The sequence below is a fragment of the Ruegeria sp. CI1 genome, from assembly GCF_056536925.1.
The window spans coordinates 214,747-241,222 of record NZ_JBQFQP010000005.1 but is presented as its reverse complement, the minus strand read 5'-3'; the positions used below and the strand labels follow the sequence as shown (position 1 = coordinate 241,222).

Annotated in this window: 28 protein-coding genes; 7 read left to right on the top strand and 21 right to left on the bottom strand. The window is 57.8% G+C overall.

Features of this window, described 5'->3' with window-relative positions:
• Nucleotides 1-432: 432 nt before the first annotated feature.
• From ACR0LZ_RS08150 to ACR0LZ_RS08070, 17 genes are all read right to left on the bottom strand, one after another.
• Complete coding sequence (locus ACR0LZ_RS08150; RefSeq protein ID WP_480749292.1) at nt 433-849, bottom strand: MAPEG family protein; 417 nt, start codon at nt 847-849, stop codon at nt 433-435.
• A 5-nt stretch (nt 850-854) separates the two neighbouring features.
• Nucleotides 855-2,153, bottom strand: a complete 1,299-nt coding sequence (nuoF, locus tag ACR0LZ_RS08145; RefSeq protein WP_480749291.1) for an NADH-quinone oxidoreductase subunit NuoF — start codon at nt 2,151-2,153, stop codon at nt 855-857.
• Nucleotides 2,154-2,160: 7 nt separating this feature from the next.
• Nucleotides 2,161-2,388: a DUF5337 domain-containing protein gene (locus ACR0LZ_RS08140; protein WP_480749340.1), complete on the bottom strand. Its 228-nt coding sequence runs from the start codon at nt 2,386-2,388 to the stop codon at nt 2,161-2,163.
• A 60-nt stretch (nt 2,389-2,448) separates the two neighbouring features.
• Nucleotides 2,449-3,555, bottom strand: coding sequence for an NADH-quinone oxidoreductase subunit NuoE (nuoE, locus tag ACR0LZ_RS08135; RefSeq protein WP_480749290.1), 1,107 nt, complete (start codon nt 3,553-3,555; stop codon nt 2,449-2,451).
• A 3-nt stretch (nt 3,556-3,558) separates the two neighbouring features.
• Nucleotides 3,559-4,164: a hypothetical protein gene (locus ACR0LZ_RS08130; RefSeq protein ID WP_480749289.1), complete on the bottom strand. Its 606-nt coding sequence runs from the start codon at nt 4,162-4,164 to the stop codon at nt 3,559-3,561.
• Nucleotides 4,161-5,384, bottom strand: coding sequence for an NADH-quinone oxidoreductase subunit D (locus ACR0LZ_RS08125; protein ID WP_480749288.1), 1,224 nt, complete (start codon nt 5,382-5,384; stop codon nt 4,161-4,163). Before ACR0LZ_RS08125 ends, ACR0LZ_RS08130 begins: the two co-directional genes overlap by 4 nt.
• Before the next feature lie 135 nt (nt 5,385-5,519).
• Nucleotides 5,520-5,693 carry a hypothetical protein gene (locus ACR0LZ_RS08120; protein WP_480749287.1) on the bottom strand — a complete coding sequence of 58 codons (174 nt, stop codon included), beginning with the start codon at nt 5,691-5,693 and terminating at the stop codon, nt 5,520-5,522.
• A complete protein-coding gene (locus ACR0LZ_RS08115; protein ID WP_480749286.1) occupies nt 5,693-6,298 on the bottom strand; it encodes an NADH-quinone oxidoreductase subunit C in 606 nt (201 codons plus the stop codon). The genes ACR0LZ_RS08120 and ACR0LZ_RS08115 overlap by 1 nt, the downstream gene beginning before the upstream one ends.
• Nucleotides 6,295-6,828 (bottom strand): NuoB/complex I 20 kDa subunit family protein, encoded by a 534-nt coding sequence (locus ACR0LZ_RS08110; protein ID WP_480749285.1) that lies wholly within the window; start codon nt 6,826-6,828, stop codon nt 6,295-6,297. The genes ACR0LZ_RS08115 and ACR0LZ_RS08110 overlap by 4 nt, the downstream gene beginning before the upstream one ends.
• Nucleotides 6,819-7,184 (bottom strand): NADH-quinone oxidoreductase subunit A, encoded by a 366-nt coding sequence (locus ACR0LZ_RS08105; protein ID WP_480749284.1) that lies wholly within the window; start codon nt 7,182-7,184, stop codon nt 6,819-6,821. The genes ACR0LZ_RS08110 and ACR0LZ_RS08105 overlap by 10 nt, the downstream gene beginning before the upstream one ends.
• Before the next feature lie 192 nt (nt 7,185-7,376).
• Nucleotides 7,377-8,159, bottom strand: coding sequence for a crotonase/enoyl-CoA hydratase family protein (locus tag ACR0LZ_RS08100; protein WP_480749283.1), 783 nt, complete (start codon nt 8,157-8,159; stop codon nt 7,377-7,379).
• A gap of 9 nt (nt 8,160-8,168) precedes the next feature.
• Entirely contained in the window at nt 8,169-9,023 is an 855-nt protein-coding gene (locus ACR0LZ_RS08095; RefSeq protein WP_480749282.1) for a hydroxymethylglutaryl-CoA lyase, read from the bottom strand.
• Between the two features lie 65 nt (nt 9,024-9,088).
• The gene (locus ACR0LZ_RS08090) at nt 9,089-11,026 is read right to left on the bottom strand and encodes an acetyl/propionyl/methylcrotonyl-CoA carboxylase subunit alpha (protein WP_480749281.1); all 1,938 of its coding nucleotides are present in this window, start codon (nt 11,024-11,026) and stop codon (nt 9,089-9,091) included.
• Entirely contained in the window at nt 11,026-11,331 is a 306-nt protein-coding gene (locus ACR0LZ_RS08085) for a hypothetical protein (protein WP_480749280.1), read from the bottom strand. Before ACR0LZ_RS08085 ends, ACR0LZ_RS08090 begins: the two co-directional genes overlap by 1 nt.
• A 3-nt stretch (nt 11,332-11,334) precedes the next feature.
• Nucleotides 11,335-12,939: a carboxyl transferase domain-containing protein gene (locus ACR0LZ_RS08080; RefSeq protein WP_480749279.1), complete on the bottom strand. Its 1,605-nt coding sequence runs from the start codon at nt 12,937-12,939 to the stop codon at nt 11,335-11,337.
• Between the two features lie 106 nt (nt 12,940-13,045).
• Nucleotides 13,046-13,471, bottom strand: coding sequence for a hypothetical protein (locus tag ACR0LZ_RS08075; protein ID WP_480749278.1), 426 nt, complete (start codon nt 13,469-13,471; stop codon nt 13,046-13,048).
• The gene (locus ACR0LZ_RS08070) at nt 13,461-14,981 is read right to left on the bottom strand and encodes an AMP-binding protein (protein ID WP_480749339.1); all 1,521 of its coding nucleotides are present in this window, start codon (nt 14,979-14,981) and stop codon (nt 13,461-13,463) included. The genes ACR0LZ_RS08075 and ACR0LZ_RS08070 overlap by 11 nt, the downstream gene beginning before the upstream one ends.
• Nucleotides 14,982-15,172: 191 nt before the next feature.
• Between ACR0LZ_RS08070 and ACR0LZ_RS08065 the strand changes: the two genes are divergently transcribed.
• On the top strand, nt 15,173-15,778 hold the full coding sequence (locus ACR0LZ_RS08065) for an OmpW/AlkL family protein (protein WP_480749277.1): 606 nt from the start codon (nt 15,173-15,175) through the stop codon (nt 15,776-15,778).
• Between the two features lie 51 nt (nt 15,779-15,829).
• Here ACR0LZ_RS08065 and ACR0LZ_RS08060 read toward each other — a convergent pair whose 3' ends face one another.
• From ACR0LZ_RS08060 to ACR0LZ_RS08050, 3 genes are all read right to left on the bottom strand, one after another.
• Entirely contained in the window at nt 15,830-16,993 is a 1,164-nt protein-coding gene (locus ACR0LZ_RS08060; protein ID WP_480749276.1) for an isovaleryl-CoA dehydrogenase, read from the bottom strand.
• 176 nt (nt 16,994-17,169) lie between these two features.
• Nucleotides 17,170-18,360, bottom strand: coding sequence for a DegT/DnrJ/EryC1/StrS family aminotransferase (locus ACR0LZ_RS08055; protein ID WP_480749275.1), 1,191 nt, complete (start codon nt 18,358-18,360; stop codon nt 17,170-17,172).
• Between the two features lie 47 nt (nt 18,361-18,407).
• The gene (locus tag ACR0LZ_RS08050; protein WP_480749274.1) at nt 18,408-19,091 is read right to left on the bottom strand and encodes an HAD-IA family hydrolase; all 684 of its coding nucleotides are present in this window, start codon (nt 19,089-19,091) and stop codon (nt 18,408-18,410) included.
• Between the two features lie 133 nt (nt 19,092-19,224).
• Here ACR0LZ_RS08050 and glmU point away from each other — a divergent pair, with 133 nt between their 5' ends.
• The 4 genes from glmU to ACR0LZ_RS08030 are packed head-to-tail and all read left to right on the top strand — an operon-like array spanning nt 19,225 to nt 23,641.
• Entirely contained in the window at nt 19,225-20,574 is a 1,350-nt protein-coding gene (gene glmU, locus ACR0LZ_RS08045) for a bifunctional UDP-N-acetylglucosamine diphosphorylase/glucosamine-1-phosphate N-acetyltransferase GlmU (protein ID WP_480749273.1), read from the top strand.
• A gap of 6 nt (nt 20,575-20,580) precedes the next feature.
• Nucleotides 20,581-22,401 (top strand): glutamine--fructose-6-phosphate transaminase (isomerizing), encoded by a 1,821-nt coding sequence (gene glmS, locus ACR0LZ_RS08040; RefSeq protein WP_480749272.1) that lies wholly within the window; start codon nt 20,581-20,583, stop codon nt 22,399-22,401.
• A gap of 3 nt (nt 22,402-22,404) precedes the next feature.
• The gene (locus ACR0LZ_RS08035; RefSeq protein WP_480749271.1) at nt 22,405-22,947 is read left to right on the top strand and encodes a pyridoxamine 5'-phosphate oxidase family protein; all 543 of its coding nucleotides are present in this window, start codon (nt 22,405-22,407) and stop codon (nt 22,945-22,947) included.
• On the top strand, nt 22,919-23,641 hold the full coding sequence (locus tag ACR0LZ_RS08030) for a DNA alkylation repair protein (RefSeq protein ID WP_480749270.1): 723 nt from the start codon (nt 22,919-22,921) through the stop codon (nt 23,639-23,641). The genes ACR0LZ_RS08035 and ACR0LZ_RS08030 overlap by 29 nt, the downstream gene beginning before the upstream one ends.
• Here the strand turns inward: ACR0LZ_RS08030 and ACR0LZ_RS08025 are convergent.
• A complete protein-coding gene (locus tag ACR0LZ_RS08025; RefSeq protein ID WP_480749269.1) occupies nt 23,629-23,961 on the bottom strand; it encodes a hypothetical protein in 333 nt (110 codons plus the stop codon). The two genes, ACR0LZ_RS08030 and ACR0LZ_RS08025, sit on opposite strands and share 13 nt — an antisense overlap.
• Before the next feature lie 183 nt (nt 23,962-24,144).
• Between ACR0LZ_RS08025 and moaA the strand changes: the two genes are divergently transcribed.
• Nucleotides 24,145-25,152: a GTP 3',8-cyclase MoaA gene (gene moaA, locus ACR0LZ_RS08020; RefSeq protein WP_480749338.1), complete on the top strand. Its 1,008-nt coding sequence runs from the start codon at nt 24,145-24,147 to the stop codon at nt 25,150-25,152.
• Nucleotide 25,153: 1 nt separating this feature from the next.
• On the top strand, nt 25,154-26,452 hold the full coding sequence (locus tag ACR0LZ_RS08015; RefSeq protein WP_480749268.1) for a 3-deoxy-D-manno-octulosonic acid transferase: 1,299 nt from the start codon (nt 25,154-25,156) through the stop codon (nt 26,450-26,452).
• Nucleotides 26,453-26,476 lie beyond the last annotated feature (24 nt).

Below are 26,476 nucleotides of genomic sequence, written 5' to 3'. Positions count from 1 at the left end.
CAGTCGTTCATGGCCTCCGGCATGTCCCCGCGAAAGTCAGCTTGTTGTCCACAATGCGCAGGTTTTGTGGGTCGGTGTCAGGCCCGACTTTCCAGACGATGTCGGACGACCCATAGTTTTCGATGCAATACCGTGTTCCTGCATACCGACCGGCTTCGCGCGCACCGTCTGTAGACTGCGACGCATCAGATACGGTCACTGTGAAATCGGCAAGAGACACCTTTTTGTCCACAGCTTGCGCCTTGGTTGGAAAAAAGTGCCCATCGAACAAAACTCGGTTCGCCTTTTGCTCTCGCGCGCACCCAGCAGTGACAGCAGCAATGACCAAAACGCCAGCAACAGCAAGATGCGCCCGGGACCGCGCGCAGACGGGCAACACAGAGTGATCCGGCCGATCAAAGGCTTCTGCTACGTGATATCGGAAAAATCGGTTCAAAACAGTGCCACCAATGCCATAACGGCCAACACCGCCATGCAAGCCCAGCCAGCCACATAGAAAACCGAACGTACACCGCTGTGCGGTTTGCCGATGCCACGCAGGTGAACCACCAGCATGGCAACTCGGGCCACCAGAACCAGCGCGGCAAACAGGTTCACCCAGAACGGGCTTGCCCCGGCAAGAACGGCCGCGACCGTCACGGCCAGAAAGGCGGGCAGCGTTTCGGTCCCGTTGAGGTATGCCCGGTTCAGACGATAGGCCTTGTCCGCATAATCCTGCTCAGGCGTGGCGCCTGGAGCCAACCCCTTTCCAGCCTTAGCCAACGCCGAGAACGGCGACAATGCCAGAACAATCAGGGTGAAGATCACCAGCGAGGCAATCGCGTGCGAATATGCTTCAAAGACTTCCATCTGCCTTACTCCGCCGCCATGGCGCCCATACGACCTGTTTTCTGGGCCTTGATGCGTTCTTCAACCTCTTCGCGGAAATTCTTGATCAGGCCCTGGATTGGCCAAGCGGCCGCATCGCCAAGCGCGCAAATGGTGTGCCCTTCGACCTGTTTGGTCACATCCCACAGCATGTCGATTTCTTCCAGCTCGGCCTCACCCTTCACCAGACGATCCATGACGCGCATCATCCAGCCAGTGCCTTCACGACAAGGCGTGCACTGGCCACAGCTTTCGTGCTTGTAGAATTTCGACAGCCGCCAGATCGCTTTGATGATGTCCGTGGATTTGTCCATCACGATCACCGCAGCCGTGCCCAGACCAGAGCCCAACTCACCCCGCAGATAGTCGAAATCCATGATGGCGTCGCGCATGTTTTCTCCGCGCACGCAAGGAACCGAGGACCCGCCCGGAATCACGGCCAGCAGATTGTCCCAGCCGCCGCGAATGCCGCCGCAATGGGTTTCGATCAGTTCCTCGAAAGAAATCGACATCGCCTCTTCTACGACGCAGGGGTTGTTTACATGGCCCGAGATCGCAAACAATTTGGTGCCTGCGTTGTTCTGGCGACCAAAGCCTGCGAACCAGTCCGCGCCCCGACGCAGAATGGTCGGGACCACGGCGATGGATTCCACGTTGTTCACGGTGGTCGGGCAGCCGTACAGTCCCGCACCCGCCGGAAACGGAGGCTTCATGCGCGGCATGCCCTTCTTGCCCTCAAGGCTTTCGATCAGGGCAGTTTCCTCTCCGCAGATATAGGCGCCTGCCCCATGGTGAAGGAACAAGTCGAAATCCCACCCCGATCCAGCAGCGTTTTTGCCCAAAAGACCGGCGTCGTAAGCTTCGTCAATCGCGGCCTGAAGCGCCTCGCGCTCACGGATGTACTCGCCCCGAATGTAAATATAACACGTGTGCGCATTCATCGCGAAAGATGCGATCAGGCAACCCTCGATCAGTGTGTGGGGATCATGGCGCATAATCTCGCGGTCTTTGCAGGTGCCCGGCTCGGATTCATCCGCGTTCACTACCAGATAGGCGGGGCGACCGTCGCTTTCCTTGGGCATGAATGACCATTTCAAACCGGTCGGAAACCCCGCACCACCGCGACCACGCAACCCCGAGTCTTTCATCGTCTGAATGATCCAGTCACGCCCCTTGTCGATCAGGCCAGCGGTGCCGTCCCAATGCCCCCGGGCCTGCGCACCTTTGAGCGTGCGGTCGTGCATCCCGTAGATGTTGGTAAAGATCCGGTCCTGATCCTTCAGCATCGCTAGTTTACCCTTGGCTGTCCTGGCGCATGCGCCAGAGTTGAAAAATGTTGATCACCGCATAGATGAGACCGGCAAGCGCCGCGAAATCGAAAAGCAACGCATAGCGAGCTTCCAATTTCAATGCGGGACCGATGAACAGTGACAGAGCAAGCCATGCCAGCATGGTCACCGCAATGACCAGTCCGATGTGGCGACCCTTTCGGGCAATGGCGAGTTCCTTGTCCGTGTCCATCTCGTCCGGCTCATCCCGACGCCCCCTGGCGGGAACGCCACTCATTCTCGTTTTTTCGGGCTACTCCTCGTAGATCCCGTTTTTCTTGGCGCGCTTGGCGAAATCGGTTTCCTCACCCGCTGCCAGCTTGGCTGCCTGTTCGATCCAACCATCGCGCTCGATCCGGCCCTTGAACTTGAGCCGAGCATCGACCCAGGCCATTTGTTCCGGTGTCCAAGCCGCAATCTGGTCATAGTGATAGAAGCCCAGTTCGTTGAGCGTCTGCTCCAGTTTCGGCCCCACGCCTTTCAGCAGCTTCAAGTCATCAGCCTTGCCATCCCGAGCCTCTTTCAGGATTTCAGGTTCGTCTTCCTTGACTTCGGTTACTTTGGCTTCAGCCGCCTGTTTGACTGCCGGTTTCGGTGCGGCTGGGGTCTTGGGCGGCTTGGGCGCGGCCTTGGCTCCGGCAGCTTTGCCATCTTTGCCCAGCCACGATGTCAGCAGCGGTACTTCAGTGCCGTCGATACGTTTGACGGTGTCCCCGATATCGCTCGCCAACTGAACGCTCGCGTTGTACTGGGTTTTGCCGCTGTCATAATCGGTCAGACTGGTCAGACCTTTGAGCGGTTCAGCCGCATATCGACCATTCTGCGGGCCCGGTGTCGGAACTTTTCCCGCCACCAGATCATCAAGGATCCTGCCAAAGCTTTCGGCGGTCAGATCCTCATAATAATCCTTGCCGATCTGCGCCATCGGCGCGTTGGTGCACGAGCCGAGGCATTCCACCTCTTCCCAGCTCAGCTTGCCATCGGCGGACAGCATGTGTGGCTTGGCCGCGATCTTCTCCTTGCAGACAGCGATCAGATCCTCGGCCCCGCAGATCATGCAGGAGGTCGTGCCGCAAACCTGAATATGCGCAGCCGACCCAACGGGTTGCAGTTGGAACATGAAGTAAAACGAAGCAACCTCAAGCACACGGATATAGGCCATACCCAGCATGTCGGCGACGGATTCAATCGCCGGACGGCTCAGCCATCCCTCTTGTTCCTGTGCGCGCCACAGCAGCGGAATGACCGCGCTGGCCTGACGGCCATCGGGGTATTTGGTGATCTGCGCTTCGGCCCATTGCTGGTTGGCAGCGGTGAAGGCAAAGCTTTCGGGTTGTTCGGGATGAAGACGGCGGAGCATGTTCTAGACCTTACCTATTTCCCATTTGCCGCCATCGTTTCGATGAGCGACACCACGGCCTTGCACGTCGGCCATGGCGATCCAAAACTCGGCATCAGAAAACGTTGTCGTAGACTGGCTCCGCGTTTCGTCCAGGAGTGTTACATCGTCAAAGTGGTTCGGGTATTTGGAAATCAATCCGACGGCTACTTTGGCTGCCATATGGGTCCTAAGCTGCTCTTCAACTGCAACGGCACCAATGTCAAACTTATCTTGGGCGACACCATATTGATCTCCATGCCTTTGGATCAAAACCCCTGCAGAAATCATATCCATTAGTAGTAGGCGAACTTTCGGCTCCGAAAGTTCCGCCTTCCTAACATCCATACCAGTCTCATATGAGGATGCTCGAAGCTCATTCAGTATTTGCGAAACCGTTAAAAAATTTGGGTCGTTGTGGAGAAGGTGATGAACACTAACTTTCCTACACTCATCGACCGCTGCAACGCGTACTGCTTCTTTTTCATTAATCTTCGTTTTGACGTAGGCCGCTGTAGAAATAGCCAAGCCCGCCAACGCGGCTAGCGTCAGCATCTGCTCAACAAACTCTACGACGGAAGTAAGCGTCAACGATCAATCTCCCCGAACACCACATCCATCGTCCCGATGATGGCGGCGACGTCGGCCAGTTGGTGGCCTTTGGCTACGTGGTCCATGGCTTGCAGGTGCAGGAAGCCCGGCGCGCGAAGTTTGGCGCGGTAGGGTTTGTTGGTTCCGTCGGCGACCAGATAGACACCGAACTCACCCTTGGGGGCCTCAACGGCGGCATAGACCTCACCGGAAGGCACGTGGAAGCCTTCGGTGTACAGTTTGAAGTGATGAATCAGACTTTCCATCGAGGTCTTCATGTCCGAGCGCTTCGGCGGGGTGATTTTGCCACGCGCCAAAACGTCACCGGGGCAGTCGCGGATTTTGGCAATGGCCTGACGGATGATCAGCAGCGATTGGCGCATCTCTTCCATGCGGACGAGATAGCGGTCATAGCAGTCGCCGTTTTTGCCAACGGGGATCTGGAATTCGAACTCGTCATAGCATTCATAAGGTTGCGCGCGGCGCAGGTCCCATGCCAGACCCGATCCACGCACCATCACGCCCGAGAAGCCGTATTTCTGGATATCATCCTCGGTCACCACGCCGATATCGGCGTTGCGCTGTTTGAAGATGCGGTTTTCGGTCAGCAGCCCGTCAATGTCATCTAGGACATTGGGGAATTCGTGGCTCCACGCCTCGATATCGTCCAACAGTTCCGGCGGCAGGTCCTGATGCACGCCACCGGGGCGGAAATACGCGGCGTGCAGGCGGGCGCCGCAGGCACGCTCATAAAACACCATCAGCTTTTCGCGCTCTTCAAAGCCCCAGAGCGGCGGCGTCAGCGCACCCACGTCCATCGCTTGCGTTGTCACGTTCAGCAGGTGGTTCAAGATGCGCCCGATCTCGGAATACAGAACCCGGATCAGAGAGCCACGACGCGGCACCTCTACCCCGGTCAGCTTTTCGATGGCCAAACACCAGGCATGTTCCTGGTTCATTGGTGCCACGTAATCCAGACGGTCAAAATACGGCAGGTTCTGCAGATAGGTCCGGCTTTCCATCAGCTTTTCGGTGCCACGGTGCAGCAGGCCGATATGCGGATCACAGCGCTCGACGATCTCGCCGTCCAGCTCAAGAACCAGACGCAAAACTCCGTGCGCAGCAGGGTGTTGCGGGCCGAAGTTGATGTTGAAGTTGCGGATCTTCTGTTCTCCGCTCAGCGCGTCCGTGCTGCCGTCATCGTATCTTGAGCCGTCCATCAACGCCCTCGTCTGTTCTTTTTCGCATCAGCCCGTACGCGGACTTTTTTCGTCTCGACAGCCTTAGCCGCAGCGCCCGCCAGCAGGACCCCAAGCACACCCAGTGCGATCAGTTCCCCCAACATCATCAGCATCTCAACGGCGCTCCAGTTCTTGCAACTTCAGGCCCATCCACCACAAAAGTGCAATCGTACCGAAGGGGATCAGGCAAGCCAGGCACCAATATTTGTTGATCCCGAAGAACGGTAACAACTTGACCATCGGAATGATCGTCAGCGCGGAAAGGATCAGCCACCAGATGCCACCCATCACTTGCTCTCCTGTTTCTCGTCCCCCGGCAGAACATAATTGGCACCCTCCCAGGGGCTCATGAAATCGAACTGCCGGTATTCCTGCACAAGGTCCACAGGTTCATAGACGACGCGTTTTTGCGCCTCATCATAGCGGACCTCTGTGTAACCTGTGGTCGGGAAGTCTTTGCGCAGAGGGTAGCCGCGGAATCCATAGTCGGTGAGAATGCGACGCAGATCGGGATGGCCGGAAAACAGGATTCCGAACATGTCGAAGACTTCCCGTTCGAACCAGTTGGCTGAAGGGTGCACATCCACGATCGAAGGCACCATGTCATCCTCGCGGACCGACACCTTCAAACGGATGCGCTGATTCTGGTACATCGACAGAAAGTGATAGACCACGTCGAACCGCTTGCCGCGTTCGGGGTAATCAACGCCTGCGATGTCCACCAGGCTGGAAAACCTGCAATTGGGGTCGGACTTCAGGAAATCGATAAAATCGACCAGATTGGAAGGGGCAACATCCACATTGAGTTCGCCAAAGCTCACATCCCAGCCCAGAACACAATCAGGGCGTTTGAGTTCGATATGGGTCCCGAGTTCGTTCAATGTTTCGCTCATCGTACAATCGTCCCCGTGCGGCGAATCTTGCGTTGCAGTTGGAGCAGACCGTAAAGCAGCGCCTCGGCAGTCGGCGGGCAACCGGGAACGTAGATGTCAACCGGAACAACCCGATCACAACCGCGCACCACCGAATAGGAATAGTGGTAATAGCCGCCGCCATTGGCACAGGACCCCATCGAGACCACATAGCGTGGCTCGGGCATCTGGTCATAAACTTTGCGCAACGCCGGGGCCATCTTGTTGGTCAGAGTTCCGGCCACGATCATCACATCCGACTGGCGTGGGGACGCGCGTGGCGCGATGCCGAACCGCTCGGCATCGTAACGCGGCATCGACGTATGCATCATTTCCACAGCACAGCAGGCCAGGCCAAAGGTCATCCAATGCAGACTACCCGTACGCGCCCAGTTGATAATATCCTCGGTCGAGGTCAGCAAGAAGCCCTTGTCCTGCAATTCCGCGTTCAGGGCCCGGGTCGCGACTTCCTTGTCGACATCAGCTGTGTTCGCCCCTGTCATTATTCCCATTCCAGGGCCCCCTTCTTCCATTCATAGGCAAAGCCGATGGTCAGTACCGCCAAAAACACCATCATCGACCAGAACCCGACGTCGCTGATGTCTTTAAAGCTCACAGCCCACGGAAACAGCATTGCGATTTCAAGATCGAAGATGATGAAAAGGATCGACACCAGATAAAAGCGGACGTCGAATTTCATCCTCGCATCGTCGAATGCGTTGAAACCGCATTCATAGGCACTTACCTTTTCGGGGTCGGGGTTGCGGACAGCCAGAACGACAGCCGCGAGAATCAAGACGATTCCAAGGCCGACAGCGACGGCCAGAAAAACCAGGATCGGGAGGTATTCCCGCAACAGCTCTTCCACGAATGGCTCCTTTCCTGCACGTCCACCTTTGAACGTGCCGTCAATTTGCGAGTTGACTGGACATTCTCTACCCCTGCCGGGTCAGAGGGTCAACCAAGCGCGAACGCGACAGGCAGGTTAAATCGCCGCGTTAGGCACCGGGTTTATCGAATGTTTTCGCAAATACCGGTTTGCACGCAATAGAAGTGAAACCTACGTGATCCATGCAGGTTTTCTTTTGTCGAAGAACGCCGCGATTCCCTCCTTCGCTTCTTCGGTTTCCCACCTGTCCACCAAAGCCTGAATCGTCCGGTTGATCACATCTTCGTCGATCCGTGGTCCCAGTTGTCGAGCGAGCCGCTTGGCAGATGCAACGGCGCCAGGTGCACAGGCAAGATATGGGGTCACTTCTCCTTCAACCGCTTCGGACAGTTTATCTCCCCGTACTGCCTTTGCCAGCAGCCCCAATTCAACAGCTTCATTGGCATCGAAAAGACGAGCCGACATGAACACCCGTCTCGCCCTCGCCTCTCCCATTCGGGCGATAACATAGGGACCGATGGTTGCCGGGATCAGCCCCAAACGCGTCTCGGTCAGGCCCATTTTCAGACTATCAACACCAATCGCGATATCACAAACCGCAGCCATTCCCACGCCGCCACCAAAGGCGTTTCCCTGCAAGGCTCCGATCACCGGCTTGGGCAATGTATTTATCGCCTGCAGCATTTCGGCCAGCTTCCGCGCCTCGACAAAGCGGGTTTTTGGGTCAGCCGCCATCTGGTCCTGCATCCAGCCCAGATCGCCACCGGCGCAGAATGTCTTGCCGGCCCCGGTCAGGATCACGACCCGAACAGCCTCGTCCGCCGACAATTGCCTTGCGGCAGCCGTCAACTCGGCCAGCATCTTCGCAGACATCGCGTTATGCTTTTCTGCCCGATCCAGTGTCAGCGTCGCAACACCACGCGCATCCGTTTCCAGCGAGATCGTTTCAAACATGCTGTTTCCTCACCCTGCTCTCATCGCGCGAGCTATGCCTGCAGCCCGCTCCAATACCGAGGCATCCAGACCCGTTTCGTATCCCAGCCGTGTAAGGTGCGCGTCAACCGCTTCGGTCGCCACGTTCCCGGCGGCGCCGGGCGCATAGGGACAGCCGCCCAACCCTCCGACGGCGGCATCAAAAACCCTTACGCCTAAAGACAAGGACGCATCAATATTGTCGATCGCCCGACCTGCGGTGTCATGATAGTGTCCGGCAAGGCGCGTAACCGGTACCCTTTCCCGCACGGCCAGCAGCATCCTGGCGATTTTGTCCGGAGTGGCCCGGCCAATCGTATCGCCCAGTGAAATCTCGTAGCAGCCTCGCGAAAACAATATATCAGCCACTTCGGCGACCTTCTCCGGCGCCGTCGGCCCGTCATAAGGGCAATCGGTCACACAAGACACATAACCGCGCACCGGCATGTCAATGTGGCGTGCAGCATCCAGAATGGGTACGAACCGCTCGATGCTTTCCTCGATCGTAGCGTTGATATTGGCCCTGGAGAACCCTTCCGACGCCGACGCGAACACGGCGACTTCGTCGGCTCCCGCCGCCAGAGCATCTTCATAGCCCCGCATATTTGGTGTCAGCGCGGCATACCGAATGCCGTTCCGCCTTGTGATGCCCGCGAGAACCTCGGCCGAACCCGCCATCTGCGGCACCCATTTGGGCGACACGAAGCTTGCAACTTCAATGCGGTTGAACCCGGCCTGGCTCAGGCAATCAACCAGCGCTACCTTATCTGTTACCGGAATTTCACGCTTCTCGTTCTGAAGCCCATCCCTCGGACCGACTTCGAATATTTCCACACGCTCCGCCACGGGCGAGCCTCCTGCTTCTTTCTGGTCACAAATTCCCAGTCCAACTGCCAAACAGGCGCGGGAACTCAGTCGGCATCGTCCTTGAGCCGAACAAGCGCCGCACCAGCTTCCACCTGATCGCCTGCGCTGGCAAGCACTTCAGCGACCACTCCATCCCGGGCGGCCAAAAGCGAATGCTCCATCTTCATCGCCTCCAGAATGGCCAGACGATCCCCTTCATTCACAGCTTGACCGGCCTTGGCAAACACGGCCTTTACCAGCCCCGGCATCGGAGCTTCTATAACATTGGTATCGCCGCTGGCAGAGGCATCCCGATCCAGCGGATCAATTATTTCGAAAGCCAAACCGTAGCAGTCAAACACGGTGACAACTTGTCCCGCGGTCGAGGTGTCGGGCATCGCACGCCCTCCAATTTGCCAGCGCCCATTGCGACGCTCTGCCAGCACCTGATCTTCCCCGACCTGCCATAGCTGCCGAACCGGCCCCAGAACCTGTACATCCAACGCGCGCGGCTCGTTCTGCCAGGATATCTCGACTGCGCGGTGCAAAGGTGCCCAAATCGAAAACCCAGTATGCGCCTCAGTTTCAACCAACCCCAATGCAGTCATCGCCGCCGCCACCTTGTGCCGAGGTTCGGCAATAGGCTCTTGAACTAACGCCTCCAGATCGCGACCGATCAGGCCAGTATCCACATCACCCGCTGCAAACCCCGCATGCCGGGTCAGAGCTCCGAGAAACGCCAGATTGGTTACGGTCCCGCCCACCTGCGTGCCGCTCAACGCCCGGTCCAACTTTGCCAAAGCCACTTCTCGGGTCGGACCGTGAACGATAACCTTCGAAATCATCGGATCGTACCAGGGGCTGATCGTGTCACCCGCCCGCACGCCACTGTCGGCGCGGCATTCGTCGGGGAAACGCAAGTGGGTCAATGTTCCCGTTGCGGGAAGAAAGCCCTTTGGCACATCTTCGGCATAGAGCCTTGCCTCGAAAGCATGGCCGGTAATGATCAGTTCGTCCTGTCGTTTCGGCAGGTTCTCTCCGGCGGCCACGCGCAATTGCCATTCCACCAGATCGACGCCGGTAATGGCTTCGGTCACCGGGTGCTCCACCTGCAGACGTGTGTTCATCTCCATGAACCAGAACCGGTCAGGCCGCAGACCGTCCGAGGCATCAACGATGAATTCGACCGTCCCCGCGCCTTTGTAACCGATCGCCTCAGCCGCGCGCACACCCGCCTGCCCCATCGCTTCACGCATTTCGGAGGTCATTCCGGGTGCCGGGGCCTCTTCGATCACCTTCTGGTGTCGCCGCTGCAGCGAGCAGTCACGTTCGAACAGATGCACCGCATGGGTACCGTCGCCAAACACCTGCACTTCGATATGGCGGGGCTTGGCGACGAATTTCTCGACTAACACGGCGTCATTGCCAAAGGCGGTCTTGGCCTCACCCCGCGCGCTGTCGAGCGCCGCTGCGAAATCCTGCGGGCGCTCGACCAGGCGCATCCCCTTGCCGCCGCCGCCCGCGACCGCCTTGATCAGCACCGGGTAGCCGATGGTATCGGCGGCGCCCGCCAGATGTTCGGGATCCTGGTTGTCGCCGTGATAGCCGGGTACCACGGGCACGCCCGCCTCGTGCATCAGCGCCTTGGCGGCATCCTTGAGGCCCATCGCACGGATCGCGCTGGCCGAGGGACCGATAAAGGTCAGCCCCGCCGCCTCGACCGCATCCACGAATCCGGGGTTCTCGGACAGGAACCCATAACCGGGATGGATCGCCTGCGCGCCGGTTTCTAAAGCGGCAGCGATGATCACGTCGCCCTTGAGGTAACTGTCGGCGGGCGCCGGGCCGCCGATATGCACCGCCTCGTCCGCCATCGCCACATGTTTGGCGCCGGCATCGGCATCGGAATAGACCGCAACACAGGCGACGCCCATGCGCTGCGCGGTTTCCATCACACGGCAGGCGATCTCGCCGCGATTGGCAATCAGGATCTTGTCAAACATCAGTTCACAGCCTCTTCCGCTACCCAAAGCAAATGAAGATCTTTCAGGGCAACTGCCTCTTCATTCCATTCAATCAAAATACTACCGTAAGGAGCGCAAGGTCTGCCAGTTAAACAGCTCCTGGAAGAAACCGACTGGCCATCAGTTGAATTGCGCCCGAGTTCTTTGATCTCAGCGAGCTTGCCCGAAACTGAAATTTGCATGCCGACTTCCGGCATCCCTTCGATGTGCTTCAACATCAGAACGGTTCCAGTCAGCTTAGGCAAGAACAGAGCATCTTCAATCAAACCTCGAAATTTGGTCATGTTTCACATCCTGAACACGCCGAAACGTGTCTCTTCAATCGGGGCGTTCAGCGCGGCGCTCAGCGACAAGGCCAGCACATCGCGGCTTTTGCGCGGGTCGATGATGCCGTCATCCCACAGACGGGCCGAAGCATAGAGCGGGTGCGATTGCTCTTCGAACATCTCCAGCGTCGGGCGCTTGAACTCGGCCTCTTCCTCGGCCGACCAGGTGCCCCCCGAACGTTCAATGCCATCCCGCTTGACGGTCGCTAGAACACCCGCCGCCTGTTCGCCACCCATCACCGATATTCGGGAACTGGGCCATGTCCACAGGAACCGCGGCTGATAGGCCCGGCCCGCCATGCCATAGTTGCCCGCCCCGAAGGAACCGCCGACAAGCATGGTGATCTTGGGCACGTTCGTCGTCGCCACAGCCGTCACCATTTTGGCTCCGTGACGGGCAATGCCCTCGTTTTCGTATTTGCGACCCACCATGAAGCCGGTAATGTTCTGCAGGAAGACCAGCGGGATCTTGCGCTGGCTGCAGAGTTCCACGAAGTGCGCGGCCTTTTGCGCCGCCTCGCTGAAGATCACGCCGTTGTTGGCGATAATTCCGATTGGGCAGCCCTTGAGATGGGCAAATCCACACACGATGGTCTCGCCAAAGCGCGGCTTGAACTCGTCGAAACGTGAGCCGTCGACCAACCGCGCAATTACCTCGCGGATGTCATATGGCGTCTTCAGGTCCGCGGGAACCACGCCAAGGATTTCCTCGGGGTCATAGGCAGGCTCTTCGGGGCTGGCCCAATCCACCGTCAGCGGCTTGCGACGGTTCAGTGATTGCACCGCGCGCCGCGCCAAAGCCAGAGCATGTGCGTCATCCTCTGCCAGGTAATCGGCCACGCCCGAAAGGCGCGTATGCACGTCTCCGCCACCGAGGTCTTCGGCGCTCACCACCTCACCCGTCGCCGCCTTGACCAGCGGTGGGCCGGCAAGAAAGATGGTGCCCTGTTCCTTGACGATGATCGTCACGTCCGACATCGCTGGCACATAAGCGCCGCCAGCCGTACATGACCCCATCACCACGGCGATCTGAGGGATACCCTTCGCGCTCATCCGGGCCTGATTGTAGAAGATACGGCCAAAGTGGTCGCGGTCGGGGAACACCTCATCCTGATTGGGCAGGTTCGCGCCGCCACTGTCGACCAGATAGATGCAGGGCAGATGGTTTTCCGCGGCAATCTCCTGCGCCCGCAGGTGTTTTTTGACAGTCATCGGATAATATGTGCCGCCCTTCACGGTGGCGTCGTTGCAGACCACCATGACCTCTTGCCCGTGCACGCGACCAATACCTGCAACAACACCAGCACTCGGGGCCGCGCCATCATACATCCCATGCGCCGCCGTCGCCCCGATTTCCAGAAACGGAGACCCCGGATCAAGCAGGTTCGCCACCCGCCTGCGCGGCAACATCTTGCCCCGGGATTCATGCCGCGCGCGGGACTTCTCTCCTCCGCCCATGCGGGCCGCTTCGGCAGCGGCTGAGATTTGGGCGAGCGCGTCGAGATGGGCCGCGCGGTTTATCTTGAAGCCTTCAGAGGCGGGCATGGCGTTAGATTTGAGTTTCATAAATCCTCCTGAAGCTCTGCCGTCGTATCGGACTTAGACCTCAGTTTGCGGCTGAGTATTTCGGCGGAAGGCGTAAGATATTTTAAAGGCCAAGAGTTGAGATTTTTCATTCGACAACCTCAACCTTGATTAATTTGGAGGTCATCGCCGCCGCTGGATAAACGAACAGGACAATAGTCAGGAGGAAACCGAGAAAGTTTGGCTCGACTCCTCCTCTCGCCTCGTGAAAATAGCTGGTCGCGTCAAACTGTGAAAACACGGCTGAACCGATGACTGCGCTGATTAGAAATACCAAGATACGCAGTGCGAATACAAAATTGTAACGACGACCTCTCTCAAACTGCAATGCAGTTTTGCACGATGAACAAACCGCCGATTCCTTTTTCCCTGAGCGTTTGCTTCGTCGAAGAGCCTTGGACAACTTGTTCAGGGAAATGGTCGCAGCGCATACAGGACACTTTGTTGTGTAAGGGAACAGAGCCGCTCGCCAGATTCTTTGATTTAGACGGTTCGGTAAAGTATCAACGGTCACTTTGGCTCTCCTCCGACGCCCGCGCCTTAAGTTCTTTGCGGATCACTTTCCCCGTCACCGTCATCGGCAATTCCTCCAGAAACGCCACCTCACGTGGATAGGAATACTGCGCCAGTCGATCCTTGACCCAGTCCTGCAACTCCGGCCCCGAAGCCTCGGCCCCCGGTTTCAACACGACATAGGCCTTCACGATCTCGGTCCGCAGCGGGTCCGGCTTGCCGACCACGCCCACCGTCGCCACCGCCGGGTGGGTCAGCAGGCAATCTTCGATCTCAGCCGGGCCGATGCGATATCCGGCGGACGTGATCACGTCATCCTCCCGACCGACAAAGCGCAGGTAGTCGCCTTCCCAAACACCCCGGTCTCCGGTAATCAGCCAATCCCCGCGGAACTTCTCAGCGGTCGCGTCGGGCCGGTTCCAGTATTCCAGCAGCATCGAGGCCGAGCCGCGCCGGATGGCCACGTCGCCCTCTTCGCCGGTCGGGTTGCCGTCCTCATCGATTACTGCAATCTCATGCCCCGGCACCTGTTTACCGATACAGCCCGGGCGCACAGGGAAATCTTCGGCGCAGGATGATACGACCATGTTGCATTCAGTCTGGCCGTAAAATTCGTTGATCGTCAGGCCGAACGCCTTCTGACCCCATGCCAGCATTTCGGCCCCCAGCGGTTCCCCGCCGGACGCAACCGAGCGCAGACCGGGGATTGCCTGATCCGCCGCCTTGAGCATTCGCAGCGCCGTTGGAGGGAAAAAGACGTTCCGCACTCCGCCGCGCGCGATGATGTCAGCGCAGGCATCGGGGGTGAATTTCTCAAGCCGCGCGGCAACGACGGGAATGCCCAGCGCAAGACCCGGCATCAGCACATCGAAGAGCCCCCCGATCCACGCCCAATCGGCGGGGGTCCACAGGCAGTCGCCGTAGCGCAGATGATTGTGACTGATCGAGACACCTGGCAAATGCCCGGTCAGAACCCGATGGCCATGCAGCGCGCCCTTGGGGCTGCCGGTGGTGCCCGAGGTATAGATCAGCACCGCCGGATCCTCGGGGCCGGTATCGGCAAAGGGCACTGGCCCGCCATCCTCGCCGGTTTCATCGACCATAAACGGGGTGGCCAGATCGCCGAGCAACGCTGCCCCTTCGGCGTCGGTCAGCACGATCCTCGCCCCGGCATCCCGCACGCGGGTGCACAGCGCATCCCTTTTGAACAGTTTGAACAGTGGTACCGAGATCGCGCCAATCTTCCAGATCGCGAGATGGGCCGCCGCACACCATGGGGACTGACTGAGCAGCACGCCGACCCGGTCACCCGGCGCAACCTCGTGCAGAAGGCGGCGGGACAGGCGTTCGACCATCTGGCGCAGGTCGGCAAAAGAGATTTCGACCCGTTCTGAGCCGGTCAGGTCGATGATCGCGGTCTGATCATCGGCGCCTTGCAGACATTGCCGCGCCATGTTGAGACGAGGTGGAATATCCCATCCACCTCCTGGATGCATACCCGGTATGCGCATCACGAAACGACCTCCGGCCGATGCTTGTTCATACCCTTGTTTGCAAGGGGCGTAGCCGACGCAAACACTTCACGGTTGCCTCGCAAACGCCTCCACCACAGATGAATTTGATTCAAATCAGAGAACTTCGCAGAACACATGCGAAAAACGGCATTAATGCGCGAAATCAAACGGTTTCTAAAGGAGTCACCATGAAACGCACAGCCGCCGTACTGGCATTGACCACGGCACTGACCGCCCTCGCCGCTCCCGTTTTCGCCCAATCGCGTGGCGACTGGACAGTGGGTGTCGGTTTCGGCTACCTGGACCCCAAATCCGACAACGGATCGCTTGCTGGCTTCAGTGCGTCGATCGATGATGACACGCGCCCGATCTTTACTGTCGAGTATTTCATCCGCGACAACCTGGGGATCGAGTTGCTGGCAGCCACCCCCTTCGAGCACGATGTTACCCTCGGTGGAAGCGTGGACGCGGGCAGCGTCAAGCACCTGCCGCCAACCCTGTCGCTGAACTACCACTTCCCGACCAACAGCGCCTGGAAGCCCTATGTCGGCGCAGGCCTGAACTATACCGTGTTCTTTGATGAACAATCGCCGTTGGGCGACCTCAAGGCCGACGATTCCTTTGGCGTTTCTCTGCAGGCTGGCCTTGACTATCAGATCAGCGACACCGGTGCTGTCCGCCTGAACGTGCGTTGGTTCGATATCGACACTGACGTAACCTTGGACGGCGCCGGTATCGGCACTGCCGAAGTCGATCCGTGGCTGATTGGACTCACCTACGTTCATCGTTTCTGATCCTTGCACCGCAATGCCCCGTCACCTCAACCGTGGCGGGGCGATCCGTTATCAGAGCATTGTATTCATCAACTCGCGCCCGATCAGCATCCGGCGGATTTCGCTGGTACCTGCGCCGATCTCCATCAATTTGGCGTCGCGGAAAATACGGCTGACGGCTGCATCCGAAAGGAACCCGGCCCCACCCATCGCCTGTACGGCCTGATGCGCCTGAACCATTCCCTGTTCAGAAGCATAGAGACAGCAGGCCGCCGCATCCTGCCGGGTCACGTCACCGCGGTCGCAGGCCTTGGCCACCTCATAAACATAGGCACGCGACGAATTCATCGCCGTGTACATATCCGCAATCTTGCCCTGCATCAGCTGGAACGTGCCAATAGGTTTGCCGAACTGCTTGCGCTCGGCCAGATACGGCATGACCTCATCCAGGCAGGCCGCCATGATACCCAGCCCGATACCCGCCAGCACAACCCGTTCATAGTCGAGACCAGACATCAGGACGGCAACTCCCTTACCCTCCTCGCCCAGCACGTTTTCGAACGGCACTTCGGCGTCCTCAAAGATCAGTTCAGCGGTATTCGAGCCACGCATTCCAAGTTTGTCGAAATGGTTAGAGGTCGAGAACCCCTTCATCTCCTTCTCGATCAGAAAGGCAGTAATCCCTTTCGATCCCGCCTCGGGATCGGTCTTGGCATAGACGACCAAGGTATCCGCATCCGGACCGTTGGTGATCCAATACTTGTTGCCGTTCAGGCGATAATGATCGTTCCGCTTTTCGGCACGCAACTTCATCGACACCACGTCAGACCCTGCCGAAGGTTCGGACATCGCCAGAGCGCCCACATGTTCTCCCGAGACCAAGCGCGGCAGGTACTTGCGTTTCTGCTCCTCGGTACCGTTCAGCTTGATTTGGTTCACGCACAAATTCGAGTGAGCGCCGTACGACAGGGATACCGAGGCCGAGGCCCGCGCGATCTCTTCAACGGCGACTGTGTGAGCCAGATACGACATTCCCGAACCGCCGTACTCCTCGGGCACGGTGATGCCCAGCAGGCCAAGCTCACCCATCTCCTTCCAAAGATCGTTGGGAAATTCATTGGTCTTGTCGATATCTGCGGCCATCGGCTTGACCCGATCCTGGGCCCAGCGATGCACCATATCACGCAGGGCGTTCACATCTTCGCCCAGATCGAATTGCATGGTCGCGGTGAACATCTGCGCTCTCCTCTCGCAATTATTGAACACTTGTTCAATAATGAGATAACAGCGAATCTCTTTTCGGTCAACGATTGTGTTTCCCCGCGACCCCACGTCGACCGGAAACAAAAAACGGCGCCCCGTCTCCAGAACGCCGCTTCAAAATGTGTCGGACGCTGCCTGTGTTTGTTCATTCAGGATTGAAACACCGCACCGACTTCGGCCCGAATGATGCGTGCGATCAAACGGCAATCGTCCAGCGAGAATGTCAGGGGAACACGCATGTCAATGACCCCAGCCAGAATGCGGTCGGTTTTTGGCAAGCGCTCACAATCGGCATAGCGCCAACTGTCATACCGCGAAGTGAAGCCACTGGGTTCCGTTCCGCCGAACCACTTCAGATCAACCCCGCGCTCGGCACATCGGCGGATCACCTCGCCGACGCGTTCGGCGGACCAGTCGAGCAGAAGAAACTGAATGGACGATCCGACATAGAATTCCGCCTCGGGTCGCTCGACAACGGTTAGGCCCGGCGTGTCACGCAAGCCTGCCTCGATCTCGCGATACCGATCGTTCCAGCGCGCCACCTGTGTTTCCAGATCGCGCAACTGGGGGCGCAGGATCGCGGCCCGCAAATTGTCCATCCGCCCCGAAATGTTCGGAGTATGGTACTTGATGCGCTCAAACACTTCCGGTCCCGGCGCCGCCACATGACGTTCGTATAGCATGTATGAACCCGACATCATCACCGCTCGCGCCGCCAGTTCCTCGTCATCGGTGATCAGCAAGCCACCCTCACCCGAGTTTACGTGTTTATATGTTTGGCAAGAATAGCACCCTATGGCGCCCTGCCGTCCCGACAGCGTACCGTTCCAGCGCGCGCCCATCGTATGCGCGCAATCTTCGATCACCCTAATTCCGGCTTCATCACAAATCTGCATCAACCGATCCATGTCGCACAGATGGCCGCGCATATGGCTAAGCATCAAAACTTTCGCCTGACCTGCCTTTGCCGCGAGATCCTCGAGGTCAATCGTCAATCCCGCGGTGACACCAACAAAAACCGGTCGACCACCCGCCGAAGCAATCGCGCCGGGAACCGGAGCCAACGTAAAGGCATTGGTCAGCACTGGATCTCCGGGTTTTACACCAGTAGCGCGCAATGAGGTTGCAAGCGCATAACCGCCCGATGCAACAGCGACGCAGTATTTCGCGCCCATCTGGGCTGCGAACTCCTGCTCGAGCAACGCCGTTTCACTCATCTCGCCCGGGACAACGTTGTAGCGATGCAACCGCCCATGGCGCATAACCGCAACTGCGGCCTCGATGGCATCATCGGGGATCGGCTCTTGTTGGGTGAAGCTGCCTGAAAACTTCTCGGTCATGTCTGTTATGCTCCCAGCAATACTACGGGCAGAGGTTGGAAAGCTGGCTACAACCCGACTGGCTCTGGTTGCCCGATCAACTCCGCGACCAAGGCGGGCAAGTGATCGAAATGATGCAATAACGCCTCAGGACCAAGCGCAGCCATGTCGTCGCCAGATGGTCCAAATGTTACCAGAACAGACGGAACCCCGGCAGCGCGCGCCGTGTTCCTGTCGGTGTCGGAATCCCCGACCAAAATGCACCGGTCCGGATCACCTCCGGCGCGGCGAACAGCCTCGCGCAATGGTTCAGGATCGGGTTTGCGCACAGGCAGGGTGTCAGCTCCGATCAGCGAGTCGAAAATGTCACGCGCGCCCAGGCGCGTCAGCAGCAGATCGGCCAAGGCTTCGGGCTTGTTGGTGCAGATGCCAACCTTGTATCCTGCTGCCCGCAACGCATCCACCGCAGCCAGCGCACCAGGGTAGAATTGCGTGTGGTGGTCGATGGCCTCTCCGTAAGCTGCCAGCAGGATCGGATAGTATTCATCGACCGTGGCAGCCTGATAACAGTCCAGACGTTCCAGACCATGTGTCAGCATCTTTTTTCCACCACGCAGGGCAATCCCGGCATCCTCGCCGGGCACTAGAACATCACCATGCCCCATCAGCCGAAAACAATGGTTTGCGGCCGCCAGAAGATCACCCGACGTATCTGCTAGGGTTCCATCCAGATCAAAGATAACCGTGCGCATTCCGTCTCCATGCTCGGCGGGATTTCGCCTTGTCGTGTTGCAATCGGCAATTTTGTTTGATCACCGAACTGCTTGCGCCTTTGGACATAGCGGATAAAACGGTCAGCAACAAAACGAAAGAGAAAACCTATTCATGAGCACTGCATTGGTCATCCTCGCGGCCGGAAAAGGCACCAGGATGAATTCGGAATTACCAAAAGTTCTGCATCCAATAGCACAGGTCCCCATGCTAATCCACGCAATGCGGGCAGGCGCGGTACTGAACCCCGAGCACACCATCGTGGTTGCCGGTCATGGCGCGGAAGCCGTGCGCCAAGAGGCCTGCGCGGAAGACGAACGAGCGAGGATAGTTGTTCAGGACGAACAGTTAGGGACAGCCCATGCTGTCAATCAAGCTCGAACCGTGCTGGACGGGTTCCACGGCGACGTTGTGGTGCTGTATGGTGATACGCCCTTCATTCGACCAAACACTCTCGAAAGAATGATTGAGGCTCGGAGGGGGAACGATCTGGTCATTCTCGGCTTCGAAGCCGCCGATCCGGCGAGATACGGTAGATTGGTAATGAATGGCGATATGTTGGAGCGTATTGTCGAATTCAAAGACGCTTCGGCAGATGAACGTTGCATAACCTTTTGCAACTCAGGTCTGATGGCCTGCGATTCACAACTATTGTTTTCACTCATTTCAAGTGTCGGCAACGACAACGCATCGGGTGAATACTATCTGACTGATTTAGTTGAGATCGCCCGGGATCGAGGCCTGAAGGTCACTGCCATTGCCTGTGATGAGGAGGAAACGCTCGGGGTGAACTCGCGCACAGATCTGGCGGCAGCCGATGCCGTGTTCCAATCGAGGGCACGAGAAGAGTTGCTGGAACTTGGCGTCACATTGATGGCACCTGAAACTGTCTACCTGGCGGCGGACACCGTGATCGGCCGCGATACTATCATTGAACCCCATGTCGTGTTTGGGCCGGGCGTCACCATAGAAAGCGGTGCCACAATCCGAGCCTTTTCACATCTCGAGGGCTGCCACGTCAGCCAAGGCGCGATTGTCGGGCCATATGCCCGTTTGCGACCCGGCGCCGAATTGGCCGAGAACGCCCGAATTGGCAATTTTGTGGAAATCAAGAACGCCGAGATCGGCGAGGGCGCCAAGGTCAACCACCTCAGCTATATCGGTGATGCCACGGTTGGGGCGTCGACGAATATCGGCGCTGGCACGATTACCTGCAATTATGACGGCGTGATGAAGCACTACACGAGCATTGGGGATAACGTCTTTATCGGCTCGAACACCATGTTGGTTGCGCCTGTCTCTTTAGGTAACGGGGCGATGACGGCAACCGGAACAGTCGTCACTCGTGATGTTGAACCGGATGCATTGGCGGTCGCGCGCGCCAAACAGGAAAACAAACCCGGTTATGCGCGTAAATTGTTTGATATGTTGAAGGCGAAAAAGGCTCGCCGCGATAAAGGATAAGTTTCTATGTGCGGAATTGTTGGGGTTTTAGGCCATCACGAGGCGGCGCCGATCCTGGTGGAAGCGCTCAAACGGCTTGAGTATCGCGGTTATGACAGCGCCGGGATTGCCACAATCAATAATGGCACACTGGATCGTCGCAGGGCGGTGGGCAAACTGGTCAATCTCAGCGATCTGCTGGTACACGAGCCCTTGGCCGGCAAGTCGGGCATTGGACACACACGCTGGGCCACGCACGGCGCACCTTCCATCAGCAACGCGCATCCCCATCGCGCCGGCCCGGTAGCAGTTGTCCATAACGGCATCGTCGAAAACTACCGGGAACTACGTGCGGAACTGGCTGATAACGGTATCAAGTTTCAAACCGAAACGGATACCGAAACCGTCGCGTTGATGACGGAACATCATATGCGGGGCGGTCTGGATCCGGTCGCAGCCGCCTTCAAAACAATTGACAGACTCCACGGCGCATTTGCTCTCGCCTTTCTTTTTGAAGGCGAAGAGGACCTGATCGTTGCGGCGCGCAAAGGGTCGCCGTTGGCCATCGGTCACGGCGAGGGCGAGATGTTCGTGGGGTCCGATGCCATCGCCCTGGCCCCATTGACCAAAAGCATCACTTATCTGGAAGAAGGAGACCGAGCGGTCGTAACTCGGTCCTCCGTAGAAATTCGGACGGAAAGCGGAGAGTTGGCGAACCGCGAAATCCGAGAAATCAAACTCGATCACGCCCGAACCGGCAAGGATGGCTACAAGCATTACATGGCCAAAGAGATCAATGAACAGCCGGTGGTCGTTGCCGATGCCATTCGGTCTTATCTGCCATCCGGAAGTGAGCAGGTAAGCCTTCCGGAAGATCTGGATTTTTCCAAGATTGACCGTTTGACCATGGTCGCCTGTGGCACAGCCTTTTATGCTTGCCTGACGGCAAAATACTGGTTCGAACAGCTGGCGAAAATTCCGGTCGAGGTCGATATCGCGTCCGAATTCCGTTACCGCGAACCGCCTTTGGTGCAACGAACGCTTGCCCTGTTCGTAAGCCAATCGGGCGAAACCGCCGACACTCTGGCGGCGTTGCGATACTGCGAAGGAAAAGCAGACAGGATAGTATCCGTCGTCAACGTCCCCGAGAGCTCGATCGCGAGGGAAAGCGATATCGCCCTGCCGATTCATGCAGGTGTTGAAATCGGTGTCGCATCTACCAAGGCCTTCACCTGCCAATTAGCGGTGTTGCTGTTACTGGCTTTGAAAGCTGCTGCAGATCGCGGAACTCTGACCCACGACCAACTATCGGATCACTTCTCTGCATTGCGAGGACTGCCATCGGCGCTTAACGCCGCTCTGGATCAGAATGACGCGATCCGCGTCGCCGCGCAGCAACTCAGCGAAGCGCGCGACGTCCTGTTCTTGGGCCGCGGACTTATGTATCCTCTAGCGCTCGAAGGGGCGCTAAAGTTAAAGGAAATCAGTTATATACACGCCGAGGGCTACGCGTCTGGCGAGCTCAAGCATGGCCCCATAGCCCTGATCGACAAACACATGCCTGTGGTGGTTCTGGCACCGCACGACGGGTTGTTCGACAAGACGACGTCGAACATGCAGGAAGTCATGGCACGCAAGGGCAAGGTCATTTTGGTGTCAGACGATGACGGCATTTCGGATGCCGAAGATGGCGTCTGGTCGACGATCCGAATGCCACATATCCACAACAGCCTTGCGCCGATCCTCTACGCTGTTCCCGCGCAGTTGTTGGCCTATCACACGGCAGTTGCAAAAGGCACGGATGTCGACCAACCGCGCAACTTGGCGAAATCCGTAACGGTGGAGTAAGACATGTCCAAACAGTTTCCGGCGCTGGACGAAGTGCACCGCAAATTCATTGAAGGCCAGCATATCTTCTTTACTGGTTCGGCTGGCCCCGAAGGGCGTGTCAACATATCCCCCAAGGGAATGGATTCCTTGCGGGTAATGGACTCGAATCGCATCCTTTGGATGAACCTGACCGGTAGCGGCAACGAAACCGCCGGGCATCTGCTTGAGGCCAACCGTATAACGTTGATGTGGTGCTCTTTCACAACGCGACCGATGATTTTGCGCGTATACGGATCTGCTCGCACGGTCCAGGTAGCTGATCCCGACTGGGGAAAACTGTCCTCTCAATTTCCCTCTCATCGCAGCGCGCGTCAGATCTTCGACGTTAGCGTGGACATGGTTCAGACCTCATGCGGCTATGCAGTTCCGTTCATGGATTATCGATCCGAGCGCGACACGATGCAAAAATGGGTGGATGGAAAATCCGACGACGACATCCGCTCCTATTGGGTCAAAAAGAACCAAAAGACGATCGATGGGAAACCCACTGGCGTGCCAATCTGATCCGGTCATGCTGGGCTCATTTCTAGATCAAATCAAGGCACATGCCGATCCAGAACGATCGGCCCAAATGGCAGCTTATCACAAGGCGGATCGTCCCTATCTGGGCGTGGCCAATCCGATTCTCAACGAATTGGCCAAGACGTGGCGTCAGGAATTGGCGGTTGGCACACGGGTGGAACTGGCCAATGCTCTGTGGCAAACAAACATACACGAAGGCCGTCTGGCCGCCGCGAAATTGCTGACTCAGGCCCGTATCGGATCTGACGAGGCAGTTTGGGCTTTGCTGCAAAGCTGGGTTTCCGATTTTGACGCATGGGCCGTCGCCGACCACGCCTGCATGGCGATGCAATGGCGCCTGACCGCTGATCCCGAGCGTCTGGATCAGGTCGAAGGCTGGACTAGATCCGAACATATGTGGACGCGCCGCGCCGCATTGGTCGCGACCCTTCCCTGGACCAAGCAGAACCACCCCAAGCCCGAGGATCTGCACCGGCGGGAAAGGGTTCTCAGTTGGGCAGCGGACTATGTCACGGATCGCGACTGGTTCATCCAGAAGGCCGTCGCCTGGTGGTTGCGTGACCTGTCCAAACATGACGCGCCGCGCGTCACGGCATTTCTGAGTGAACATGGTGCAACCATGAAACCGTTTGCCCGAAAAGAAGCCGGCAAATACCTGTCAGATCAGTTGGAATAAACGTTCAACTCGACCAACTGATCCAGCGGCAACAACATCGACTGCATTGCTTCCAAAGACAAACGGCTTCCCGCACCTTGGGGTCCCGGTGCAGGGATTAGCAGAACATAGACCTGAGCGCCGGTATCCCGTGTTACCACACGCCCGTTGATCTCGGTTTTCACCAATGGTGTCTCCAGCCACCGCCCCGGTCGCGTCGGATCGCCAAGTCCTGCAATGGTCTGCCTGGCCCCATTCCAGCCCGGATCGGCTGCGATTGGCGTCTGTGCCACCTCTTCGGGGGCTTCGGCGGAAACATCGGTGACAACGGGCTCCGACAACGTTTGATTCTCTCCGAAGAGACGGTCTTTGGTCGACCGTATGGCCGAACACCCCGCGAGCGCGACAAGTATAACCAAGGCAATGTATCTCATGCCTGCGACCCTATCCGCGCCCACAAAGACATGCCAGTCAAAACGCTGTTGGCCCTTGCCGACGCCCCTCACCCGCTTTACCTATGGCGCATGACTGCTCCGCTGATCGACCCGTTTGCCCGCGCCATCACCTATCTTCGCGTTTCCGTGACGGATCGCTGTGATTTCCGCTGTGTGTATTGCATGTCGGAAAACATGACCTTTCTACCCAAGAAAGAGCTTCTGACGCTGGAAGAGTTGGACCGCATGTGTTCAACCTTCATTCGCATGGGAGTAGAAAAACTGCGCATTACGGGCGGAGAGCCCTTGGTGCGGCGGGACATCATGACATTTTTCAACGCCATGACCCGCCATCTGGAAAGCGGCACGCTGAAAGAACTGACATTGACCACCAACGGCTCGCAACTGTCGCGCTTTTCGGATCAGCTCTATGCCGCTGGGGTGCGTCGCGTGAATGTGTCGCTGGATACGCTAGACGAGTCGAAATTTTCCGATATCACCCGCTGGGGTCGGCTGCCGCAGGTCTTGAATGGCATCGATGCAGCGCAAAAGGCAGGACTTCGGATCAAGATCAATGCCGTGGCCCTGAAAGGTTTCAACGAGGAAGAACTGCCCCGCATTACCGAGTGGTGCGCCGAGCGCGACATGGACCTGACCTGGATCGAGGTCATGCCAATGGGTGACATCGGCAATGAAGATCGTCTGGATCAGTACTGGTCACTGAAAGACGTGCGCTCGGATTACGAAAAACACTATCAGGTGACCGATTTAGCCGAACGCACGGGCGGACCAGCCCGGTATGTGAGGCTAGAGGAGACTGGCCAAAAAATTGGGTTCATCACTCCGCTCAGCCACAATTTCTGCGAAAGCTGCAACCGAGTGCGTCTGACCTGCACAGGCGAGTTGTTCATGTGTCTCGGGCAGGAAGATATGGCCGATCTGCGCCAACCCCTGCGCGATCATCCGAACACGGAGGAGGCCCTGGAGGCGGCCATTCGCGCCGCGATCCATCTGAAGCCCAAAGGGCACGATTTCGACTATTCGCGGCAACAGGTGGATGGCCGAATGACCCGGCATATGAGCCACACAGGCGGCTGAGGTGTCTGGCAATTCAGGCAAGGCCACGTTGCTCTATGCGGCATATTGCGGCGCAACTGCTCTGTTGGCTCCAATTGCGTGGTTGGCGGTTCGCCGCAAGCTGGACCGTGCCGGTGTTTCCAGGATCCGACAACGGGAACGTCTGGGCCACGCAAGCCAGCCCAGGCCCGATGGCCAGTTGATCTGGTTTCATGCGGCCAGCGTCGGAGAAAGCCTTTCTGTTCTCGGCCTGATCAAACGTTTGGGTCTACGCCTGCCCCGCGCAGAGTTTTTGATCACCTCCGGCACCCCCACCTCGGCCGCTTTGATCGAAAAACGCATACCTCCCCGTACCCGCCACCAGTATCCGCCGCTTGACACACCAGGGTCCGTGCGCAGGTTTCTCGCACATTGGAAACCAGATGCCGGGATATTCGTGGAAAGCGAAATCTGGCCGCGGTTGGTGGTGGAAAGCTCTTCACGCGGCATCCCATTGGCCCTGCTGAACGCACGACTATCCGAGAAATCGGTGCAGGGTTGGAAGAAGCGCCCTGATACTGCTCGGTTCATACTGGATCAGTTCCAGCTGTTTCTTACCCAAAACGAAAAGACGGCCGTAAATCTAATCGAAATGGGGGCCGAAGCCGCCCGTGTGCAGCCCGGAACCAACCTCAAGGCGATGTCTGATCCTTTACCGATCGATAACAATACCCGAGACGAAATTCGGGCGCAAATTGGTGAACGCCCGATCTGGGTTGCAAGCTCTACACACGCTGGCGAAGAAGAAACCGTTCTCGCGGCCCACACTGAACTGTTAAAAAACTGGCCCAACCTCCTGCTGCTGCTTATCCCACGCCATCCCGAACGGGGGGACGAGGTCGCAAGCCTCATCTCTAAAGCCGGGCTTCAAATGGCGCGACGAACGTCGAAGGACCTCATCACGTCGCAAACACAGGTCTATATGGCAGATACGCTGGGTGAAACCGGGACTTGGTACTCCCTCTGCCCCTTGGTTTTTTTGGGTGGCTCCCTGAAGGAGATCGGCGGACACAACCCGTTCGAGCCGGCTCAGGCCGGGGCGGCGATAATTACCGGGCCGGGCTATTTCAACTTTGCGGAAACGTACAAACCGTTGATCAGGAATGGCGGTGCAATCGAAGTGCGCGCTGCTCGGGATCTGATAAAAGCCATCACGCGATGGTTGTCCGACGAACCTGCACTGAAAGCAGCCCGAGAGGCTGCGCAAAGCTGCGTGTCCGATCAAAAACAGGCATTGGACGCCGTCATTGATACATTATGCACTCAGCTTGATCCGGCTTGAAAGATCGTCAGGGCACGAGAGTTG

What these genes read in the sequence shown, in the direction of transcription:
- ACR0LZ_RS08150 (WP_480749292.1), bottom strand. Translation starts at nt 849, where the DNA reads ATGGAAGTCTTTGAAGCATATTCGCACGCGATTGCCTCGCTGGTGATC.
- nuoF (WP_480749291.1), bottom strand. Translation starts at nt 2,153, where the DNA reads ATGCTGAAGGATCAGGACCGGATCTTTACCAACATCTACGGGATGCAC.
- ACR0LZ_RS08140 (WP_480749340.1), bottom strand. Translation starts at nt 2,388, where the DNA reads ATGGACACGGACAAGGAACTCGCCATTGCCCGAAAGGGTCGCCACATC.
- nuoE (WP_480749290.1), bottom strand. Translation starts at nt 3,555, where the DNA reads ATGCTCCGCCGTCTTCATCCCGAACAACCCGAAAGCTTTGCCTTCACC.
- ACR0LZ_RS08125 (WP_480749288.1), bottom strand. Translation starts at nt 5,384, where the DNA reads ATGGACGGCTCAAGATACGATGACGGCAGCACGGACGCGCTGAGCGGA.
- ACR0LZ_RS08120 (WP_480749287.1), bottom strand. Translation starts at nt 5,693, where the DNA reads ATGGGTGGCATCTGGTGGCTGATCCTTTCCGCGCTGACGATCATTCCG.
- ACR0LZ_RS08115 (WP_480749286.1), bottom strand. Translation starts at nt 6,298, where the DNA reads ATGAGCGAAACATTGAACGAACTCGGGACCCATATCGAACTCAAACGC.
- ACR0LZ_RS08110 (WP_480749285.1), bottom strand. Translation starts at nt 6,828, where the DNA reads ATGGGAATAATGACAGGGGCGAACACAGCTGATGTCGACAAGGAAGTC.
- ACR0LZ_RS08100 (WP_480749283.1), bottom strand. Translation starts at nt 8,159, where the DNA reads ATGTTTGAAACGATCTCGCTGGAAACGGATGCGCGTGGTGTTGCGACG.
- ACR0LZ_RS08090 (WP_480749281.1), bottom strand. Translation starts at nt 11,026, where the DNA reads ATGTTTGACAAGATCCTGATTGCCAATCGCGGCGAGATCGCCTGCCGT.
- ACR0LZ_RS08085 (WP_480749280.1), bottom strand. Translation starts at nt 11,331, where the DNA reads ATGACCAAATTTCGAGGTTTGATTGAAGATGCTCTGTTCTTGCCTAAG.
- ACR0LZ_RS08080 (WP_480749279.1), bottom strand. Translation starts at nt 12,939, where the DNA reads ATGAAACTCAAATCTAACGCCATGCCCGCCTCTGAAGGCTTCAAGATA.
- ACR0LZ_RS08070 (WP_480749339.1), bottom strand. Translation starts at nt 14,981, where the DNA reads ATGCGCATACCGGGTATGCATCCAGGAGGTGGATGGGATATTCCACCT.
- ACR0LZ_RS08065 (WP_480749277.1), top strand. Translation starts at nt 15,173, where the DNA reads ATGAAACGCACAGCCGCCGTACTGGCATTGACCACGGCACTGACCGCC.
- ACR0LZ_RS08060 (WP_480749276.1), bottom strand. Translation starts at nt 16,993, where the DNA reads ATGTTCACCGCGACCATGCAATTCGATCTGGGCGAAGATGTGAACGCC.
- ACR0LZ_RS08055 (WP_480749275.1), bottom strand. Translation starts at nt 18,360, where the DNA reads ATGACCGAGAAGTTTTCAGGCAGCTTCACCCAACAAGAGCCGATCCCC.
- ACR0LZ_RS08050 (WP_480749274.1), bottom strand. Translation starts at nt 19,091, where the DNA reads ATGCGCACGGTTATCTTTGATCTGGATGGAACCCTAGCAGATACGTCG.
- glmU (WP_480749273.1), top strand. Translation starts at nt 19,225, where the DNA reads ATGAGCACTGCATTGGTCATCCTCGCGGCCGGAAAAGGCACCAGGATG.
- glmS (WP_480749272.1), top strand. Translation starts at nt 20,581, where the DNA reads ATGTGCGGAATTGTTGGGGTTTTAGGCCATCACGAGGCGGCGCCGATC.
- ACR0LZ_RS08035 (WP_480749271.1), top strand. Translation starts at nt 22,405, where the DNA reads ATGTCCAAACAGTTTCCGGCGCTGGACGAAGTGCACCGCAAATTCATT.
- ACR0LZ_RS08030 (WP_480749270.1), top strand. Translation starts at nt 22,919, where the DNA reads ATGGGAAACCCACTGGCGTGCCAATCTGATCCGGTCATGCTGGGCTCA.
- moaA (WP_480749338.1), top strand. Translation starts at nt 24,145, where the DNA reads ATGACTGCTCCGCTGATCGACCCGTTTGCCCGCGCCATCACCTATCTT.